This is a genomic window from Micromonospora sp. NPDC023814, from assembly GCF_040639595.1.
In the GTDB taxonomy this organism is placed as follows: domain Bacteria; phylum Actinomycetota; class Actinomycetes; order Mycobacteriales; family Micromonosporaceae; genus Micromonospora.
Window position 1 is genome coordinate 95,104 of record NZ_JBFAAF010000020.1, and the last position, 17,355, is coordinate 112,458.

The window sequence follows — 17,355 nt, forward strand, 5'->3', positions numbered from 1 at the left end:
CCGGCGACGACGTTGCCGACGCCGCCGGTCGTGCGTGGCGCTTCGATGGTCCGCGGACCTGGACCGCTCACGAGGGCGCGGGGAGTGCCGACCTGCCCCCTGACCTCGGAAAGGATGTTGGCCAGAGGAAGGACTTGTAGCAGGGGCCGTTGTCGGTGACGACCCGGCGGACGGTGGTGCCGGCGGCACGGCCGCCAGCGGCACGACCAGGCCGGCTCGCGATCCGCCGCCTCATCCGCCGACCCGGGAGAGCTTGTCGGGGTTGGTGACGGAAAAGACCCGGCGCACCGTCTCCTGCTCGGGGTCGAGGTCGAGCACCAGGACCGCGAACGGAACATTGCGCTCGAACAGGATCGCGGCGGGATCGCCGTTGACCGGCCGGTAGCGGATGTCGAGCCCGGCCGGGACACCGGCGGCGACCGCGACGAGCAGCCGGGCCACCTCGTCGCGCCCGTGCACGGGGTGCAGGCTGGTGGCAGGGCCCTTGCCGCCACCGTCGGTCCACAGGGTGACCTCCGGGGCGAGAACGGCCAGCAGGCCGCGCAGGTCACCGCCGAGCGCGGCGGTCAAGAACCGCTCGGTCACCTGCTGCTGGAGTCGGGGATCGGGTTGGAACCGGGGGCGGCGGGCCTGCACATGCTCACGGGCCCGGTGGGCGAGTTGGCGCACCGCCGCCGGTGAGCGGCCGATGATGGTCGCGATCTCGGTGTGCGGGTAGCCGAACACCTCGTGCAGGACGAAGACGACCCGTTCCGCCGGGGTGAGGGTCTCCAGCACCACCAGCAGCGCCATCGACGAGGACTCGGCGCGCAGGACGGCGTCGCCCGCGTCGCCGTCCTCGGCGGGCAGGGTGGCGAGGGGCTCGGGCAGCCACTGGCCGACGTAGGACTCCCGGCGCCGGTCGAGGGCCGCGCGCTGGGCGAGGGCCTGGTTGACGGCGACCCGCGTCAGATAGGCGCGTGGGTTCTCGATCGACGCACCGTCGGTGTGGTTTCTTGCCGCCCAGGCCAACCAGGTCTCCTGCAGCACGTCGTCGTGTCGGCGACGCTGCCCAGCATCGCGTAGACCACCGAGAACAGCGGTTCCCGGTGGGCGAGGAAGGTAGTCGTCGGGTCGGCGGTCGGCGCCGGCTGCACGTCGTCGGACACGGGTGTCACCTCCGGTCGGGTTCACCTCTGAGAGGACACCGTCGCCCCGGAGTGTGACATCGCCGGTGGCGAAATGTGATCCATCCCGCAGCCGAGCACCACCGCTGTCACAGTTGGCGACGCGGGCGCCCTCCTGGTTGCCGAGTCGGGACGATCCCGTCCCGGCCGAGCCACTCCCACCGCCTTGGAGGCCGCAATGCGTACCGTGATCCGTGACGTGCGGGTGTTCGACGGGCAGCACACCGTGGAACGAGCCGACGTGTTCATCGACGGCGACCGGATTGCCGAACCGGACGACCGACCGGCCGACGTGCAGGTCGACGGCACCGGCCGGACCCTGCTGCCCGGCCTCATCGACGCCCACACCCACACCTTCGACGGCAGCCTCGCCCAGGCCCTGGCCGCCGGCGTCACCACCGAACTGGACATGTTCTGCCTGCCGGACAACCTGGCCCGCCAGCGCCGGCTGGCGGCCGACTGCGATGACGTGGCCGACCTGCGCAGCTGCGGCCTGCTCGCCACGGCCCCGGGCGGCCACCCGAGCCAACTGATGACCGGTCTCGACCCGCAGGCGATGGCGGCGCTCGGCGACGCGGCCGGCCCGTTCCCCACCGTCGCACAGGTGGCGGACGCCGCGCCGTTCGTCGCCGCCCGGGTCGCCGAGGGCGCCGACTACATCAAGATCGTCGTCGACGACGGGGCGATGCACGGCGCGGACCTTCCCGTGCTGACCCCCGACGTCGTGTCCGCCCTGGTCGAGGCGGCACACGCCGTCGGCCTGACAGTCATCGCACACGCCATCACGACCCGGGAGGTGACCATCGCCCTCGACGGCGGTGTCGACGGGCTCGCGCACGTCTACGCCGACGCCGGGTCGGACGACCCGATCGGCTGGCGACTCGCGGAGCGGATCGCCGGCGACGGCGTCTTCGTGGTCACCACGCTCGCCTACTTCGAAGCGATCAGCCAGGGCGCCGCCCTGGACCACGTCGCCGCGGGCAGCGCCGCCAACGCGGTGCACGCCGCCGGCGTGCTGCACCGGGCCGGAGTCACGCTGCTGGCCGGCACGGATGCCACCCCGTTCGCCCCGCAGCACGGCACCGCCATGCACCGCGAGCTGGCGCTGCTCGTCAAGGCCGGACTGACCCGGACCGAAGCGCTGGCGGCGGCCACGAGCGTGCCGGCCCGGCACTTCGGGTTGACCGACCGGGGCCGCATCGCGCCCGGGCTCCGCGCCGACCTGCTGCTCGTCGACGGGGATCCGACCACCGACATCCACGCCGTCAGCGCCGTCGTCGACGTCTGGCGTCGCGGCGTACGCCAGACCCGGCAGCCGGCCGTCGCCGACTCCCAGATCTGAGGACGGGTGACGTGACGATCCTCGACCACCGCGCACCCGCCCCCACCCCGGGCGCCGCACGCTCCCGGTCATGGCTGCTCTTCCGCGCGATCACCACCTGCGTGGCCGTGCTGATCCTCGGCCAGGCCGCCCTCGCCGGCGGGTTCCTCTCCGGGCACTACGACGCCCTCGCCGCCCACGGCCTCAACGGAGGGCTGCTGGCGCTGGCCCTGCTGGTGCAGTGCATCACCGCCGTGGTCTGGTGGCGGGCCAGCAGGGGCCCGTCCTGGCCGGTGCGGACCAGCCTGATCCAACTCCTGATCGCCGGCGCGCTGATCCCCCTCGGCGAGCAGCGGGTCCTGACCGTCCATGTTCCCCTCGCCGTCGGACTCACCGTGGGCGTGGCACTGCTGCTCGTCAAGTCATGGGGCGCGGCACCCACCCGTCCCCGGCGGACGGCGACCGGCACGCCGACACGAGGGACGCCGGACCTGACCACGGAGGAGGCCGCATGAGTCCACGTATCACCCGCCGTCGACTGCTCGGCACGAGCGCGGCCGCCGTGGCGGCGGCCGCCGGCGGTGGCTGGCTCGCCCGCAGCGGGCTGCTCGGCCCCGGCGAACCGGGCCGGCTGCTGCCGAGCCAGGTGCCGCTGCCCCGGCCGTACCAGGTGCCGCTGCCCGTTCCTCCGGTGCTCGCGCCGGTACGCTCCGACGCCACGACGGATTACCACGAGATCACCCAACGGCCGGCCACGCTGAGCATCCTGCCGGGGTTGCCCACCGAGGCGTGGACGTACCACGGCAGCTTCCCCGGCCCCACGATCCGCTCCCGCACCGGCCGGCGCACCGTCGTCCGGCACCGCAACACCCTGCCCCACCCGACCGTGGTCCACCTGCACGGCGGACACACCCCCGCCGACAGCGACGGCTACCCCGCGGACCTCATCATGCCGGCCGGAGGAAGCACCCCAGCGCACGTCGGCCACCACGCCGGCCACCACGCCGGCCACCATGGCGGCCACGAACCGGGGCGGATCAGCGTCGGCGAGCGGGACTACACGTACCCGATGCGGCAGCGGGCCGCGTCGCTCTGGTACCACGACCATCGGCACGGGCACACCGGCGTGGCGGTCTGGCGCGGGCTGGCCGGCTTCCACCTCGTGCACGACGACGAGGAGGACGCGCTGCGGTTACCCGCCGGCGACCGCGACATCCCGATCATGATCGCCGACCGGTCGTTCGCCGCGAACGGTTCGCTACGCTACCCGCTGATCGACCCGGACCTGCGCACCCCCGGCGTCACCGACCCGTACATGAACGGCGTGCTCGGCGACGTCATCCTGGTCAACGGCGCGCCCTGGCCGGTGCTGCGGACCGACCGGGCCCGGTACCGGCTGCGGCTGCTCAACGCCTCCAACGCCCGGCGGTACCGGCTGGCGCTCGACCCGCCAGCCCCCGGCGGCGGCCTGGTGCAGATCGGCAGCGACGGTGGTCTGCTGCACCGCCCGTTGACCCACCACACCATCGACATCGCACCCGCCGAACGCTTCGACGTGGTCGTCGACTTCTCTCGCTACCGTCCCGGCACACGTGTACGGCTGGTGAACCGCCTCGGCACCGGCCAGACGGCCCACGTGATGGCCTTCGACATCACCGACGCGACCCACGACGACCCGGGCCTGCCCGAGCGACTCAGCCACATCGAGCCCCTCGACCCGGCCCGCGCCGCGGTGACACGGACATTCCACTTCCAGCTGCGCCCCGACCACGGATGGACCATCAACGGCCACCCCTACCGACCCGGCCGCCCGCTGGCCCGGCCGCGCCTCGGCACCACCGAGGTCTGGCGACTGATCAGCGACTTCCACCACCCGGTACACGTTCACCTCGACCCGTTCCAGGTGATCAGCCGCAACAACCGGGCACCCGGCCCGTACGACGCCGGCTGGAAGGACACCGTCGACGTACGCCCGTCCGAAGCGGTCGAGATCGCCATCCGGTTCACCGACTACGCCGGGACCTTCATGCTGCACTGCCACAACCTCGAACACGAAGACATGGCCATGATGGCCGACTTCACCACCACATGATCACGCCCGTTGCCACCCCCTACACGGCTGGCTGAGTCAAGACCGCACTGGCGGCACACCGGGCCCATCAGGTTCGTGACCGTATCCGTGACGGGCAGATGTATGTGAATCTGCGGGGTTTCGACCCGGATATGCGCCCGCAACAACCCCGGGCGGGCCGCCAGACCCGCGAGGACGGGCCGGCCGCGCAACGGCCGCGCGGAACCACCCCGTGGTGAAACGCACCGACCGACTCCCCTTGCTGATCCGACCTGGAAAGAGACCGTGACCCTCACCGAAGAGATCGCCCAGGCAGCACCGCACTCACGCGGCCGGCCGGGCGTGTTCGCGCGCCTCGCCAGCTTCTCCCACCGCCGCCGCTGGCTCGCCCTGCTGCTCTGGCTCGCCGTGATGATCGGCGTCTGGACCTCGGCCGTCATGGCCGGCAACGACTACCGCGAGGACTTCTCCCTACCCGGCACCGAGTCCCAGGCCGCCGCCGACCTGCTGGGGCCAGCGGCGCGGCCCGCGCCGGGGACACCATGGAGATCGTCCTGCACACCAAGGACGGACTGCGCGACCCCGCCGTCCGGCAGCGCGTCGAGACGATGCTGGCCGAGGTCGCCGAGCAGCCCAACGTCGCGCAGGTACGCAGCCTCTACGAGGATGCGGCCGCCATCGCGCCCGACGGCACCACCGGTTACGCCACGGTGATGCTCAACGTGCCCGCCATCCGTCATCCTGCTGATGGCCGTGTTCCGTTCGGTCCTGATCCCACTCAAGGCGGCGCTGCTCAACCTGCTCAGCATCGGCGCGGCGCTCGGCGCGATCACCCTGGTCTTCCAGGAGGGCTGGTTCGGCGTCGAGCCCGGCCCGATCGAGGCGTACCTACCGGTGATGATCTTCGCGGTCGTCTTCGGTCTCTCCATGGACTACGAGATCTTCCTGGTCTCCCGGATCCACGAGGAGTGGGTGCGCACCAAGGACCATGCACTCGCCGTCCGTCAGGGCCTCGGCCACACCGGCTCGGTCATCAGCGCCGCCGGCGCCATCATGATCGTTGTCTTCGGCGCCTTCATGCTCAGCCCGGAGCGGCTGCTCCAGCAGACCGGCTTCGGCATGGCGGTGGCCATCTTCGTGGACGCGGTTATCATCCGCTGCCTGATCGTGCCCGCCGCGATGCAGCTGATGGGCCGGCGCGCCTGGTGGATGCCCGAGCCGCTGGCGAGGCTGCTGCCGAAGGTGGAGTTGGAAAAGCACTGACGTCCCGCGTGAACGGCGCGTCGGCCGGGTGGGAAACCGGCCGACGCCGTTCTCCGGTCTCCCTGTTGTCCGTTCAGACCGCCGGCGGCGCGTCGGCGGTGGCGATCCGCTCGACCCGGGTCCGCAACGCCCGCGCTGGTTGCGGATGAACCGTTCCCAGCCCAGCAGGCGCGCGTACCACCAGACGCCGAGCCGTCGGTGGAGAGCATGCTCCCAGGGCCGAGCCCGCCAGTAACCACCCGACAGCGCAGGCTGCGCCTGCTGCATCCACCCGGCGATCCAGGCCATCAGCGCGAAGTGCACGACCCAGGCGAACGTGAACCCGTAGCCGAAGAGGGTTCCGGTGGCCGCGCCGGCACCGATCACGGTCGCCGCCCCCAGCAGCAGGACCAGCGTCGCTCGACGGTTGCGGAATTCCACCCCGGCGACGTAGTCCAGAACGCCTGTGCGATCGCTCGGGTGGGGAGAGACCTGGGGGTGCGCTGGTCGAACGGCATGTGGGCCGGCTGATCCGGCGCGATGTGTGGCTCGCCCGCGAGTCCGTCGGCACGTCGTCGCCAGGGCAGGCGATTCCGACAGCTCAGTAGGTCGCGCCCCGCGCCACCTGCGCCGCCACCCGGTCGTGCAGCGCGGTGAGGGCCGGGCTGACGGTGGCGGCGAGCGGCGTCGGGTCCGCCAGCCGACGCGCCGTCTCCGGTAGCCAGGTGAGGTCCGCGTCGAATCGGCGACGCGCGGCGCGTACCTCGCCGGCCGGGTCGGCGGCGTCGAGGCGACGACCGCCGCGCATGACCGGCACGAGCAGCGGATCGCGGTTGCCCGGCGGTGGTTCGTCGCGCAGCCCCACCACGTCGCCGCTGGCACCGGTGGGATCACGGAAGACCTGCTTGGGACCGGGCAGGGTGGCCTTGCCGGGCGACAGCTTGAGCACCGGCCGGTCGCCGACGGCCACCAGCTTGTAGGCGCTGTCCAGGGACGGCGCGTCGAAGGAGACGCCCATGCGGGTGCCGACGCCGTAGGCGTCGATCGGTACGCCCTTGGCGACGAGCGCCGCGATGACGTCCTCGTCGAGGCTGCCGCTGGCCACGATCTGGGCCCGGGTCAGCCCGGCGTCGTCGAGGATCGCGCGGGTCTGCACGGCCAGCGCGGCGAGATCGCCGGAGTCGAGCCGCACGGCCACCGGGCCGGTCAGGCCCAGCTCGGCGACGACCTCGACGGCGGCCCGCACTCCGGCGGGCGTGTCGTAGGTGTCGACGAGGAACACCGGGTTGGTGGGAAAGTCGGTGGCGAACGCGCGGAACGCGGCACGCTCGTCGGGGAACGCCTCGACGTACGAGTGGGCCATCGTCCCGGACGGCGCCAGCCCGTAGCGTCGCGCGGCCTCGACGTCGCTGGTCGCGGCGAAGCCGGCGATCGCCGACGCCCGCGCCACGGCCGCCCCGGCCTCGATCCCGTGCGTCCGGCGGAACGCGAAGTCGACCAACTGCGCGTCGCCGGCCGCGAGGCGGCATCGGGCCGCCTTGCTGGCCACCGTGGTGTGGAAGGTGATCAGGTTCAGCACGCCGGTCTCCACCAACTGCGCCTCCGCGATCGGCGCGGTGACCTCCAACAGCGGCTCGTCGGCGAACACCATGCGACCCTCCGGTACGGCCCAGACGTCACCGGTGAACCGCAGCCCGGCCAGCGCCGTCAGGGTCGGTTGGTCGAGCCCGACGGTGTCGCGCAGATAGCCGATGTCGTCCTCGTCGAACGCGAAGCTCTCCAGGAAGGCCAGCGCCTCGGCCAGCCCGGCGGCCACCAGGAAGCCGCGCTGCGGCGGCAGGCGGCGGACGAACAGGCTGAACGTGGCGCGCTCCACCATGTCCCGGCGCAGGTAGCTGGCCGCCATCCGCAACTCGTACAGGTCGGTACGTAACCCGGTCATGGGTTCCTCCGTCGGCACGCGAGGTCGACGGGCCGGTGGCGTCGTGGTGATGTCGCCCCGATCCAGTCAGGCGCGGGAGCGGCGCGCGGGGCGGCGGGACAGGGAACTCGACGCGTTGACGCCGGCGCCGTCGCTGACACTGATGCCGAGCCGTTCGACCAGTTCGCCGCCCAGCCAGGCCGTCATCCCGGACAGGACGATGCCCGCGAAGCCGCAGATCAGGGCCAGGGCATTCGGCTCCCAGTTCGCCGCGGTGGCCCGCGCCAGCCAGCTCACCGCGAACAACAGCACGACGACGACGTTGCCGATGCCGTGGATCGCGCCGATCCGCTTGGCGCGGGTGCCGGACGGGATGGCCCGCCAGTCGGTGAGCCCGAAGACCGCGGCGACGAGACCGCCGATGATGCCGGCGCCGATGATGTACCCGGCGGAGATCTGGAATCCGGCCCGATCCGTGATCAGATACAGGATGTCGAAGATCACCGCCGTGGCGAGCAGCCCCAGCGGGAAAACGATCAGCATGGGGTGGATCCCGTGACCCATCGCCTTGGCTCGACTTTCCAACGCGGCCTCCCTCTCTGGCGGGATGTTGGGCGCGGGTACCCCTTCGGGCCGCTGGTACACCTACCGGCGGTGAACGCGCGCGGCTGCAGGCGTGCGCTGGTAAATGCGTCGCGGACCCACCCGCGACAGGTCAGCGGCCTGGATCGTCTGCACCACCACCGACCGCCAGGCGGGGAAGCGTGATGGTGAATGTCGTCCCGACGCCGGCCTCACTCGCGACCGTGATGGTGCCCTGGTGATCGGTGACGATCTGCCGGGCGATGGCGAGGCCGAGGCCACTGCCCCCGGTACGGCGGCCCCGTGCGGCGTCGGCCCGCCAGAACCGGTCGAACACGTGCGGCAGCGCCTCCGCTGCGATTCCCGAGCCGGTGTCGACGACCTGGACGATCGCCTGCGTGTCGGTGCGGCTCGCGACCAGCCGGACGCTGCCGCCCGCAGCGGTCGCCCGTAGTGCGTTGGTGACGAGATTGCCCACCACCTGGCGGAGCCGGTCGGGATCGGCGTGTACCGCAACCGGCTCGGCCGCCACGCGCAACGACACCCCGGCTGACTCCGCCCGGGCGTGGTGGGCGGTGCCGCAGGTCTCCAGGAGTTCGGCCAGGTCCACCGTGACCCGGTGGTACGCCAGGTTGCCGGCCTCAGCCAGGGCCAGGTCCTGCAGGTCGTCGACGATGCGCTGTTGCAGCACCGCCTCTTCGAGCAGCGAGGCGTAGAGCTCCTGGTCCGGCGTGACCACGCCGTCGGAGAGTGCCTCGAGATAGCCGCGCAGGTTGGCCAGTGGGGTGCGCAGTTCGTGTGCGACGTCGGCGACCAGCCGGCGTTGCCGCTCCTCCCCGCGCTGCAGGGAGTCGGCCATCCGGTTGAACGAGCGGGCCAACTCCGCCAGCTCGTCGTTGCCCCGCACCGGAACCCGTCCGGTGAGGTCGCCCCGGCCGAGCCGCTGAGCGGCTGCGGTGAGCGTGTCGATGGGGCGCAGCACCCGCCGGCTCAGCAGTACGGTGCCGATGATCGCGACCGTCGCAACGCCTGCTGCCGCGGCGAGCAGCGGACCGGCCGCCAGCGCGGAGGCCGGATCGCCACGAGCGCCGAGGTAGACCCGGGCGGGTACCGGCGCGACGTCACTGATCTGGTTGGTGAAGACCTGGGCCAGGCAGGAATCCAGTGGTTCCACCGCCGTCAGGGCGCCACAGCCCTGCACCCGGTCGGCGCCGGCCGCCCGGTCCGGGCCCGGCCGGGCCGCGATGTCGCGACAGCCGCGGACGATCTCGTCGACGCCCTGGCGATCGCGCCCGTCGGCCGTGCCCAGGTCTGCGTCGAACTGCGGAACTCCCGTGCTGGTAGGTGAGGCGACGACAGGGACGGATTCCCGGGTCAGGCAGGCCGCGAACAGCACGCCCGTGCGGTAGGCGGCGATCGCACCGACCACGCCTTTCTCCCGGCCCGCCGGCTCCGCTGGCAATGCGGCCAGATTCAGTACCGGCCGCGGGTCGACGAACCCGACCATCGTGCCGAGCGGACGGGCGGTGCGATTCTCCTGGGTGTCCGTGTCCACGATCACCTGGCCCGTATCGGCGACCAGGTGGATCCGCTGACCGGTCTCGGCGCGTAGGTCCTGCACCAGGCCGGGCACGCCCTCCCAGGTGCCGTGCCGGCTGCCGTACGCCTCGAGTCGGGCGACGACCTGGTCGAGCTGCGCCCGGTCGACGGTGGCCGACTCGTTGATCTGTTGCGAGGCCTGCCGCAGGGTCAGCCACGCAGTCGCCGCGGTTGCGCTCACCGCGACGAGGATGACCAGCCAGAGCACCCGTAGCCGAAAACTCACCGGCTGGCTCCGGGCGTCCCCTCGGGCGTCGGCGTCGCCGCCGGTTCCGGCTCCGGTTCGGCGAGCCGGTAGCCGCGGCCGTAGACGGTCTGCACGTACCGCGGCTCGGCAACGTCGGCCTCGATCTTGCGGCGGAGGTTCATCACGTGCGCGTCGACGGTGCGTTCGAGCACGAAATGGTCGAAGCCGAAGGCACGGTCGATGATCTGCGCCCGGGTGAACACCCGCCCGGGCTCGCCGGCGAGCACCTCGAGGATGCCGAACTCCTTGGCCGTCAGAGCGACCGGCCGGCCGCCGACGCGTACCTCGAAGCGGCCGGCGTCCACCTCGAGCTCGCCGACGCGCAGAACCGCCCGGTTGTCGGCGCTCACCACCCGGGCCCGGCGTAGCAGCGCCCGTACCCGGGCGGCCAGCTCCCGCGGGCTGTACGGCTTGGTGAGGTAGTCGTCGGCACCGAGATCGAGGCCCAGCAGGACGTCGTCCTCGGTGGTGCGGGCGGTCAGCAGCAGGATCGGAATCTCCGACTCGGCGCGCAGGATCCGGCACACGTCGAGGCCGTCGACGACCGGCATCATCACGTCGAGGACCACCAGGTCCGGCCGGCGGGTCCGGCACTGGTCCAGCGCGGCCCGCCCGTCGCCGACCAGCAGCACGCTGTGCCCCTCGCGTTCGAGATAGACCCGCACCAGGTTGGCCTGCTTGGGGTCGTCCTCGGCGACCAGGATCCGCGCGCTCATGTTTCCCCGTTCCGGCTAGTGGTGGCGGGGTCAAGTAAAACCGAAACCTGTGAAGAACTGATGTGGACGGGCTCCGGAGAGCGGCGAGCGGGATACCCGCACAGCTGGCCCACGGCTTCTTCAAAGGTTCTTCACCACAGGCTGCCTACGGTTCCGGTCATGTCAGTCAGGAGCCGGACATGATCCTGGAACCAGCACGCCCAGGCCGCCGCGGGGAGCAACAGCGGCGGGCGGTCCGGCGGCGGATCCGGGAGACGCTCGCGGTGCGCCGGGCCGCCGCTGTCGGCGGGCACGGGGCCGCCGAACCGCCGGAGGAACCGCCCGTCGAACCCAGGGCCGCCGGGTGACGCCGGGTACGCGCGGTCGGCGCGCGGGGACCGGTGTGATCAGTGAGAGTGCCGAGCTGGCCGAGGCCGTGATAGATCTCGCGGCGATCGCGCAGAATATTCGGACGATCGCAGCGATCGTCCGTACCGGGTTGATGGCCGTGGTGAAGGCCGACGCGTTCGGGCACGGCGCGGTGCCGGTGGCGCGGGCTGCGTTGGGGGCCGGCGCCGACTGGCTGGGCGTGACCTCGGCGACGGAGGCGGTGGCACTGCGATCGGCGGGCATCGACACGCCCGTCCTGAGCTGGCTGCACCGGCCGGACGAGGACTTCGCCCGCCTGATCGCCGCGGACGTCGACATCGCGGTGGCGACCCTGACCCACCTGCGCGCGATCGCCGACGCGGCGACGGGTCTCGGGGTGCCCGCCGCGGTCCACCTCAAGGCGGACGTCGGTCTGTCCCGCAACGGTGCCAGCGGCGACGAATGGCCCGAGCTGGTCGCCTGGGCTCGCAAGCACGAGGCGGAGGGCAGCGTCCGGGTACACGGGGTGTGGTCCCACTTGACCAACGCCGACGTGCCTGGATGCCCGAGCATCGCGCGGCAGCTGTCGACGTTCCGGGAGGCACTGCGAATCACCCGAGATGCTGGGCTTGATCCGGAAGTGGTGCATTTGGCCAATTCGGCGGCGGCACTGGCCGCCCCGGAAACCCGGTTCGATCTCTGTCGGATCGGCCTTGCCATGTACGGCATCGACCCCTTTGGCGCGGCCGGTCCCCGCCGTTTCGGCCTGCGACCCGCCATGACCCTGCGGTCAAGGGTGATCAACCTGAAACGCGTGCCCGCCGGAACCGGCGTCTCGTACGGGCCCGACCACGTGACCGATCGGCCGACCACGCTCGCTCTGCTGCCGCTCGGGTACGCCGATGGCCTGTCGCGCACCGCCGAGGGCCGCGCGTGGGTCTGGCTCGCTGGTCGACGATGCCCGATCGTCGGCCGCATCGCCATGGATCAGTGCGTCGTCGATGTCGGCGATCTACCGGTGGCGCTCGGCGATCCCGTGGTCGTCTTCGGCCCCGGCGCCGAGCCCGGCTCGCCCGACCCGGCCGAGCCGACGGCCGCCGAGTGGGCGCAGTGGGCCGGCACCATCCCGCACGAAGTCCTGACCGGAATCGGCGCGCGAGTGGCGCGCGTACACCTACACGGGGAAGCGACAACGTCATGACTGTTCGTTTGGCGGTGCTGTTCGGTGGGCGCAGCGGGGAGCACGACGTCTCCCGGCGCTCGGCGGAAAGCATCCTGGCCCATCTCGACCGCGACACGTACGACGTGACCGAGGTGCTGATCGAGCGGGACGGCCAGTGGCGGGTGAACGGCGACCGGGCCACGTTCGCCGAGGCGCTGCGGACCCTCGGCGACCAGGACGTGGTGTTCCCGGCGCTGCACGGTCCGTACGGTGAGGACGGCACCGTCCAGTCGATGCTGGAGTGGCTCGGCGTCGCGTTTGTCGGAAACGGTGTCTTTGCCAGCGCCGCGGGGATGGACAAGCCGGTCACGAAGAAACTCCTCGCCGCCGACGGCCTGCGCGTGGCCGCCGGGGTGACGCTGCGCCCCGACGAGGAGCTGTCGTCGCGGGACCAGGAGCGACTGGGACTGCCCGTCTTCGTCAAACCGGCCCGGGCCGGCTCCAGCCTGGGCGTCTCCAAGGTCGAACAATGGGCGCAACTGCCCGCCGCCCTGCGACTCGCGCGCGAGAGCGACGCGAAGGTTGTCGTCGAACGCGCCGTGCGCGGGCGCGAGATCGACGTCGGCGTCCTTCAGCACCCCGACGGTCGCGTCGAGGCCGGGCCGCCGCTGGAGATACGGGTGGCGGACGCCTCCTTCTTCGACTACGACGCCAAGTACGACGGCGGTGCCGTCTTCCAGATTCCGGCCCAACTCGACCCCGGCACCACCCGACTACTGCAGGACCGGGCCGTGCAGGCGTTCCACGCGCTCGGATGCCGTGGGCTGCTCCGCGTCGACTTCTTCCTCCCGGATCCGGACGCCGACCACGGCACAGGGTGGACCGGAGACCACCAGGAGCCGGTGATCAACGAGGTCAACACCTTCCCTGGATTCACCGCCGCCTCCCAGTACCCGCAGATCTGGCAGCGGGCCGGCGTCGGCTACCCGGCACTGCTCGACATCCTCATCCAGGGCGCGCTGCACCGACGCCACACCGCCTCCCCCTGCCCGAGTCCCTGCTGATGGCCGTCTACACCGCGGAACATCTCCGTGGTCTCCGTATCATCGTCGCGGGCGGGGGGAACGGGCGGGCACACCTACCCGGCGCTGACCACGATCCGTACGCTCCGTGACCGGCTGGCGGCAGCCGGCACCGAACCGGACGTCCGCTGGGTGGGCGTCGCCCACGGACTGGAGGCCAGAATCGCCCGGCAGGAGGGCATTCCCTTCACGGCGATCACCACCGGCAAACTGCGCCGCTCGCCGGACCTGCACGAGTGGGGCCGCAACGTCGTCGACGCCTTCCGCGTGCCGCTCGGCATCTTCCAGGCCATCATGATCATGATGCGCACCCGGCCCGAGGTTGTCTTCTCCACCGGCGGGTACGTCTCCGTCCCGATCGGGATCGCCGCCTGGATGACCCGCCGCCCGCTGGTCATGCACGAGCAGATCCTCACGCTCGGGCTGGCGAACCGGATCCTCGCCCGCCTGGCCGATCGGGTCCTGCTGAGCCACGAATCCTCCATCGACCATCTGCCCGCCGGGGCGAGAACCCGCGCGGTGGTCACCGGCAACCCGATTCGGCCCGAGATCCTCACGGGAAACCGCAACCGGGCGCTCGCCGCACACCACCTGGACCCCCGCCTGCCGCTGGTGTACGTCACCGGCGGCGCCCAGGGCGCCGTCCAGGTCAACGACCTGATCGCCGACAGCCTCCCCGGACTCCTGCCGAAATGTCAGGTGCTGCACCAGTGCGGCGACTACTCCCTCGACCGGATGCGGCAGGTCGAGGCCGCCCTTCCGGAGCACCTGCGCAGCAGGTACCGGGTCGTCGACTACGTCCACGGCGAGCTGCCGGACGTCCTGAGCGCCGCGGACATCGTCGTCGCGCGCAGCGGCGCCGGCACCGTCGCCGAACTCACCGCCCTGGGCAAGGCATGCGTCCTCATCCCGCTCATCCCCACCGGCGGCGACGAACAGCGGCGGACCGCTCGCCACCTCGCCGACGCCGGTGCCTCCCGCATGCTCGCCGGTCCCGACGCCTCCGCCAACCGCCTCTACGAGGAGATCATGGTGCTGATCGACCACCCGGAACGACGCCAGGAGCTGGCCAACGCCGCCCGTCAACACGGCCGCCCCCACGCGGCCGCAGCCGTGGCCAGCGCAATCATCGACGTTGCCGGCCGGTGCCGGTCATGATCCTGCTGTCTGATCGGCGCATCTCGGCCATCCCGCTTGGCGACAACGGGGAAGCCCTGGTCGACGTGCGCCAGGTTGCGGAACTTCGGGTTGACGATCGCCTGGCCGACGAGGCCGGAGCCTACGCGCACCTTCGGGAGGCAACCGTCCAGCGCTTGCTCGCCGCCCAGCAGACCCTGCCACGAGGACTGCGGCTGCTGATCATCGAGGGGTACCGGCCGCTCAGCCTGCAGACGACCTACTTCGAGAGCTACAAGGACGAACTGCGCCGCAGGCACCCGGAGTGGGACTCGACGCGCCGGCACGTGGAGGCCAGCAAGTACATCTCGCCGCCCGAGGTGGCTCCGCACAGCACCGGCGGGACGGTCGACCTCACCCTCGGCACGGCCGACGGGACAGAACTGGACCTGGGCACGATCGTCAACGCCAGCCCGGTGGACAGCGCCAACGCCTGCTTCACCGGATCACCCCACATCTCCCCGCAGGCCCGCACCAACCGCGACATCCTCGCCCAGGCGCTCTCGTCCGCCGGCCTGGTCAACTACCCGACCGAATGGTGGCACTGGTCGTTCGGCGACCGGTACTGGGCGCTGAGCACCGGGGCCACCCGGACCCGGTACGGGCCAGTAGATCTCCCGTGAAGCTATCCGCGTTCCTGCCGAAGGATGCGGCGCTGCGATGCGTCAAGCACATCCGTTCGGGGCGGCGCGTGGAAGTCGCCAGCGATGGGTGTACCCGCAGTACATCCCAGTTCAGCGCGGCGCGTCGTACGGTCGAGGGTGTGGACAACCGAGTCGAAGTGCACGAGTTCCTCACCTCGCGCCGCGCCAAGATCACGCCGGAGCAGGCCGGGCTGCCTGCCGACGGGCGGCGTCGCGTACCTGGGCTACGCCGCGGCGAAGTCGCCGCGCTGGCCGGGATGAGCGTCGAATACTACGCCAAGCTCGAGCGCGGCTCGCTGGCCGGAGTCTCCGCCAGCGTGCTCGACGCGATCGCCCGCGCACTGCAGCTCGACGACGCCGAACGCGCCCACCTGATGCGCCTCGCGCAGGAAGCCAACGGCAGCAGTGCGCTGCTGCGGCCGAGCCGACGAGCGAAGCAGCGGAGCGTGCGGCCCAGCCTGCAATGGTCGCTGGATGCCGTCACCGCCCCGGCGATCGTGGTGAACAACCGGCAGGACCTGCTCGCCGCCAACCTGCTCGGCCGGGCCATGTACAGCGACGTCTACGCCGACCCCACCGGCGTGCCGAACTTCGGCCGGTTCACGTTCCTCGACAGCGCCGCCCGCCGCTTCTACCCGGACTGGGACCTGTTCGCCGACATGACCGTGGCCAACCTGCGCACCGCGGCGGGCATTGACCCCCACGACAAGGGTCTGCACGACCTCGTCGGCGAGTTGTCCACCCGCAGCGACGAGTTCCGCCGCCGCTGGGGCGCGCACAACGTACGCATCCACGGCACCGGCGTCAAACACTTCCACCACCACATCGTGGGCGACCTCGCCCTCGCGTACGAAAGCATGGAACTGCGCGCCGAGCCGGAGCTCACCATGACCATCTACGCCGCCGAACCCGACTCGCCGACCGCGCACGCGCTCACGCTTCTCGCCTCCTGGGCCGCCACCACCAGCGACAACAGCCTCTCGACGTCGCATCGTTAGCCGACGGCGAGGCCCCTCGCAGCGCTCCCGGCGCAGGAGACGCCGGAGGCCTGAGCTCAGTCGGCGATCTCGATCTTGACGTCCTGCCCGTCGAAGTGCATGAGCTGATCGATGGCGTCGGTCGTGCCGATGCGGACGAGATCGTCGGAGTGTCCGAGGCCGTCGGCGTTGTAGAAGAAGCCGAGGTTTCCCCAGGGCATGTAGGAGAAGAGGTCGCCGTTCTGCGGGGTCATCCCGGTCGCGCCGTCGTAGTCAAACGGGCGGGGCGGATTGGTGACCTTCTCCCGCCCGCCGTAGTCCTCGAACGCAAGCGTCATCGGCAGCAGGGACAGGAAATCCCGGGTTGTGGGTGTGTCCTCCTCGATGGCCACATCGACCGCGATCGAACCTGCGGTGAACCGTACGACCGTGCCAGCCACACGCTGGTGGCCGCGCTCCTGGGATGCGCCCGGTGTGCTGGGTGCGGGTGACGACGCCTCCGGTGTCGCCCGAGGCGTGTTCGGGTCGGAGTCGCCGCCGCACGCGGCCAGCGAGCACGCGAGGATCAGTGCCGCCGTCGTCGCCGTCGTTAGTCTCGTTCGCATCCGATGAATATCCTTCCGTTTGGTCGCGGACAGCCCCGATCCGTGTTCCCATCCAAGCGGCGTGCTCGATCGGAAGGGAGCCCCTGTCATGGGAGGTACCAGCAGTACCCCCTGCGGGCCATCGGGTCGTCCAGGTCGTCGATTGCCGCGAACGCGAAGCAGCGCAGGAACGACAGGACGACGGAGCTGACAATCGCCGGAGCGCGCCTGCCGGAAGGATCGCGCACCCAGAGCACCGCCGCGTCTGCCCGCGCATCCTGAGGCTCACGCGGACGTGGTCCTGGGCGGTGGCCACCAGCTGCTGGACGTGGTTGAGCGCGGCCTGGGCCGACCGGGTCGCTGCCCAGCACGGCCTTGTCGACCGTCAGCCACACCATGGAGATCTTCGGCACCTGCCCCGGGAGCAATAGTCAAGACTTGTGGATGAGAAATCTTGATCAGGCGGCTGCGGCGTCGGTCGTGTCGAGTTCGGCGGTGGGTCGTTCGACGAGTTTGC

At 71.4% G+C, this 17,355-nt stretch carries 13 protein-coding genes and 2 pseudogenes; 9 read left to right on the forward strand and 6 right to left on the reverse strand.

Annotated features, from left to right (window positions below):
* Positions 1-231: 231 nt before the first annotated feature.
* The gene (locus AB0G14_RS13805; RefSeq protein ID WP_357697079.1) at positions 232-1,029 is read right to left on the reverse strand and encodes a sigma-70 family RNA polymerase sigma factor; all 798 of its coding nucleotides are present in this window, start codon (positions 1,027-1,029) and stop codon (positions 232-234) included.
* A 315-nt stretch (positions 1,030-1,344) separates the two neighbouring features.
* Between AB0G14_RS13805 and AB0G14_RS13810 the strand changes: the two genes are divergently transcribed.
* The 4 genes from AB0G14_RS13810 to AB0G14_RS13825 all read left to right on the forward strand — a co-directional run bounded on the left by AB0G14_RS13810 (position 1,345) and on the right by AB0G14_RS13825 (position 5,821).
* Positions 1,345-2,508, forward strand: coding sequence for an amidohydrolase family protein (locus AB0G14_RS13810; protein WP_357697081.1), 1,164 nt, complete (start codon positions 1,345-1,347; stop codon positions 2,506-2,508).
* Between the two features lie 11 nt (positions 2,509-2,519).
* Complete coding sequence (locus AB0G14_RS13815; RefSeq protein ID WP_357697083.1) at positions 2,520-3,002, forward strand: hypothetical protein; 483 nt, start codon at positions 2,520-2,522, stop codon at positions 3,000-3,002.
* Positions 2,999-4,579 (forward strand): multicopper oxidase domain-containing protein, encoded by a 1,581-nt coding sequence (locus tag AB0G14_RS13820; RefSeq protein ID WP_357697085.1) that lies wholly within the window; start codon positions 2,999-3,001, stop codon positions 4,577-4,579. The genes AB0G14_RS13815 and AB0G14_RS13820 overlap by 4 nt, the downstream gene beginning before the upstream one ends.
* 726 nt (positions 4,580-5,305) lie before the next feature.
* A complete protein-coding gene (locus AB0G14_RS13825; RefSeq protein WP_357697087.1) occupies positions 5,306-5,821 on the forward strand; it encodes an MMPL family transporter in 516 nt (171 codons plus the stop codon).
* 580 nt (positions 5,822-6,401) lie between these two features.
* On the opposite strand, the gene AB0G14_RS13830 is transcribed toward AB0G14_RS13825, so the two are convergent.
* The 4 genes and pseudogenes from AB0G14_RS13830 to AB0G14_RS13845 form a co-directional block, all read right to left on the reverse strand.
* Positions 6,402-7,742 carry a nicotinate phosphoribosyltransferase gene (locus AB0G14_RS13830; protein ID WP_357697089.1) on the reverse strand — a complete coding sequence of 447 codons (1,341 nt, stop codon included), beginning with the start codon at positions 7,740-7,742 and terminating at the stop codon, positions 6,402-6,404.
* 66 nt (positions 7,743-7,808) lie between these two features.
* Positions 7,809-8,285: a DUF2231 domain-containing protein gene (locus tag AB0G14_RS13835; protein ID WP_357697116.1), complete on the reverse strand. Its 477-nt coding sequence runs from the start codon at positions 8,283-8,285 to the stop codon at positions 7,809-7,811.
* Between the two features lie 250 nt (positions 8,286-8,535).
* Positions 8,536-9,810 (reverse strand): annotated as a pseudogene (locus tag AB0G14_RS13840) (ATP-binding protein); the annotation flags it as partial.
* 314 nt (positions 9,811-10,124) lie between these two features.
* Positions 10,125-10,865, reverse strand: a complete 741-nt coding sequence (locus AB0G14_RS13845; protein WP_357697091.1) for a response regulator transcription factor — start codon at positions 10,863-10,865, stop codon at positions 10,125-10,127.
* A gap of 382 nt (positions 10,866-11,247) precedes the next feature.
* Here AB0G14_RS13845 and alr point away from each other — a divergent pair, with 382 nt between their 5' ends.
* From alr to AB0G14_RS13870, 5 genes and pseudogenes are all read left to right on the forward strand, one after another.
* Positions 11,248-12,414, forward strand: coding sequence for an alanine racemase (gene alr, locus AB0G14_RS13850; RefSeq protein ID WP_357697094.1), 1,167 nt, complete (start codon positions 11,248-11,250; stop codon positions 12,412-12,414).
* Positions 12,411-13,439 carry a D-alanine--D-alanine ligase family protein gene (locus AB0G14_RS13855; protein ID WP_357697096.1) on the forward strand — a complete coding sequence of 343 codons (1,029 nt, stop codon included), beginning with the start codon at positions 12,411-12,413 and terminating at the stop codon, positions 13,437-13,439. Before alr ends, AB0G14_RS13855 begins: the two co-directional genes overlap by 4 nt.
* Positions 13,439-14,615, forward strand: a pseudogene (locus AB0G14_RS13860) (UDP-N-acetylglucosamine--N-acetylmuramyl-(pentapeptide) pyrophosphoryl-undecaprenol N-acetylglucosamine transferase). Before AB0G14_RS13855 ends, AB0G14_RS13860 begins: the two are co-directional and overlap by 1 nt.
* Entirely contained in the window at positions 14,612-15,256 is a 645-nt protein-coding gene (locus tag AB0G14_RS13865; protein WP_357697098.1) for a M15 family metallopeptidase, read from the forward strand. The pseudogene AB0G14_RS13860 and the gene AB0G14_RS13865 overlap by 4 nt, the downstream one beginning before the upstream one ends.
* 140 nt (positions 15,257-15,396) lie before the next feature.
* The gene (locus AB0G14_RS13870; RefSeq protein WP_357697100.1) at positions 15,397-16,275 is read left to right on the forward strand and encodes a helix-turn-helix transcriptional regulator; all 879 of its coding nucleotides are present in this window, start codon (positions 15,397-15,399) and stop codon (positions 16,273-16,275) included.
* 56 nt (positions 16,276-16,331) lie between these two features.
* Here AB0G14_RS13870 and AB0G14_RS13875 read toward each other — a convergent pair whose 3' ends face one another.
* Positions 16,332-16,949: a cyclophilin-like fold protein gene (locus AB0G14_RS13875; protein WP_357697102.1), complete on the reverse strand. Its 618-nt coding sequence runs from the start codon at positions 16,947-16,949 to the stop codon at positions 16,332-16,334.
* Positions 16,950-17,355: the final 406 nt, after the last annotated feature.

Excerpts from the sequence above, each read along its gene's own strand:
- AB0G14_RS13810 (WP_357697081.1), top strand. The coding sequence starts at position 1,345 with ATGCGTACCGTGATCCGTGACGTGCGGGTGTTCGACGGGCAGCACACC.
- AB0G14_RS13820 (WP_357697085.1), top strand. The coding sequence starts at position 2,999 with ATGAGTCCACGTATCACCCGCCGTCGACTGCTCGGCACGAGCGCGGCC.
- AB0G14_RS13825 (WP_357697087.1), top strand. The coding sequence starts at position 5,306 with ATGGCCGTGTTCCGTTCGGTCCTGATCCCACTCAAGGCGGCGCTGCTC.
- AB0G14_RS13830 (WP_357697089.1), bottom strand. The coding sequence starts at position 7,742 with ATGACCGGGTTACGTACCGACCTGTACGAGTTGCGGATGGCGGCCAGC.
- AB0G14_RS13835 (WP_357697116.1), bottom strand. The coding sequence starts at position 8,285 with ATGGGTCACGGGATCCACCCCATGCTGATCGTTTTCCCGCTGGGGCTG.
- AB0G14_RS13845 (WP_357697091.1), bottom strand. The coding sequence starts at position 10,865 with ATGAGCGCGCGGATCCTGGTCGCCGAGGACGACCCCAAGCAGGCCAAC.
- AB0G14_RS13855 (WP_357697096.1), top strand. The coding sequence starts at position 12,411 with ATGACTGTTCGTTTGGCGGTGCTGTTCGGTGGGCGCAGCGGGGAGCAC.
- AB0G14_RS13865 (WP_357697098.1), top strand. The coding sequence starts at position 14,612 with ATGATCCTGCTGTCTGATCGGCGCATCTCGGCCATCCCGCTTGGCGAC.
- AB0G14_RS13875 (WP_357697102.1), bottom strand. The coding sequence starts at position 16,949 with ATGACAGGGGCTCCCTTCCGATCGAGCACGCCGCTTGGATGGGAACAC.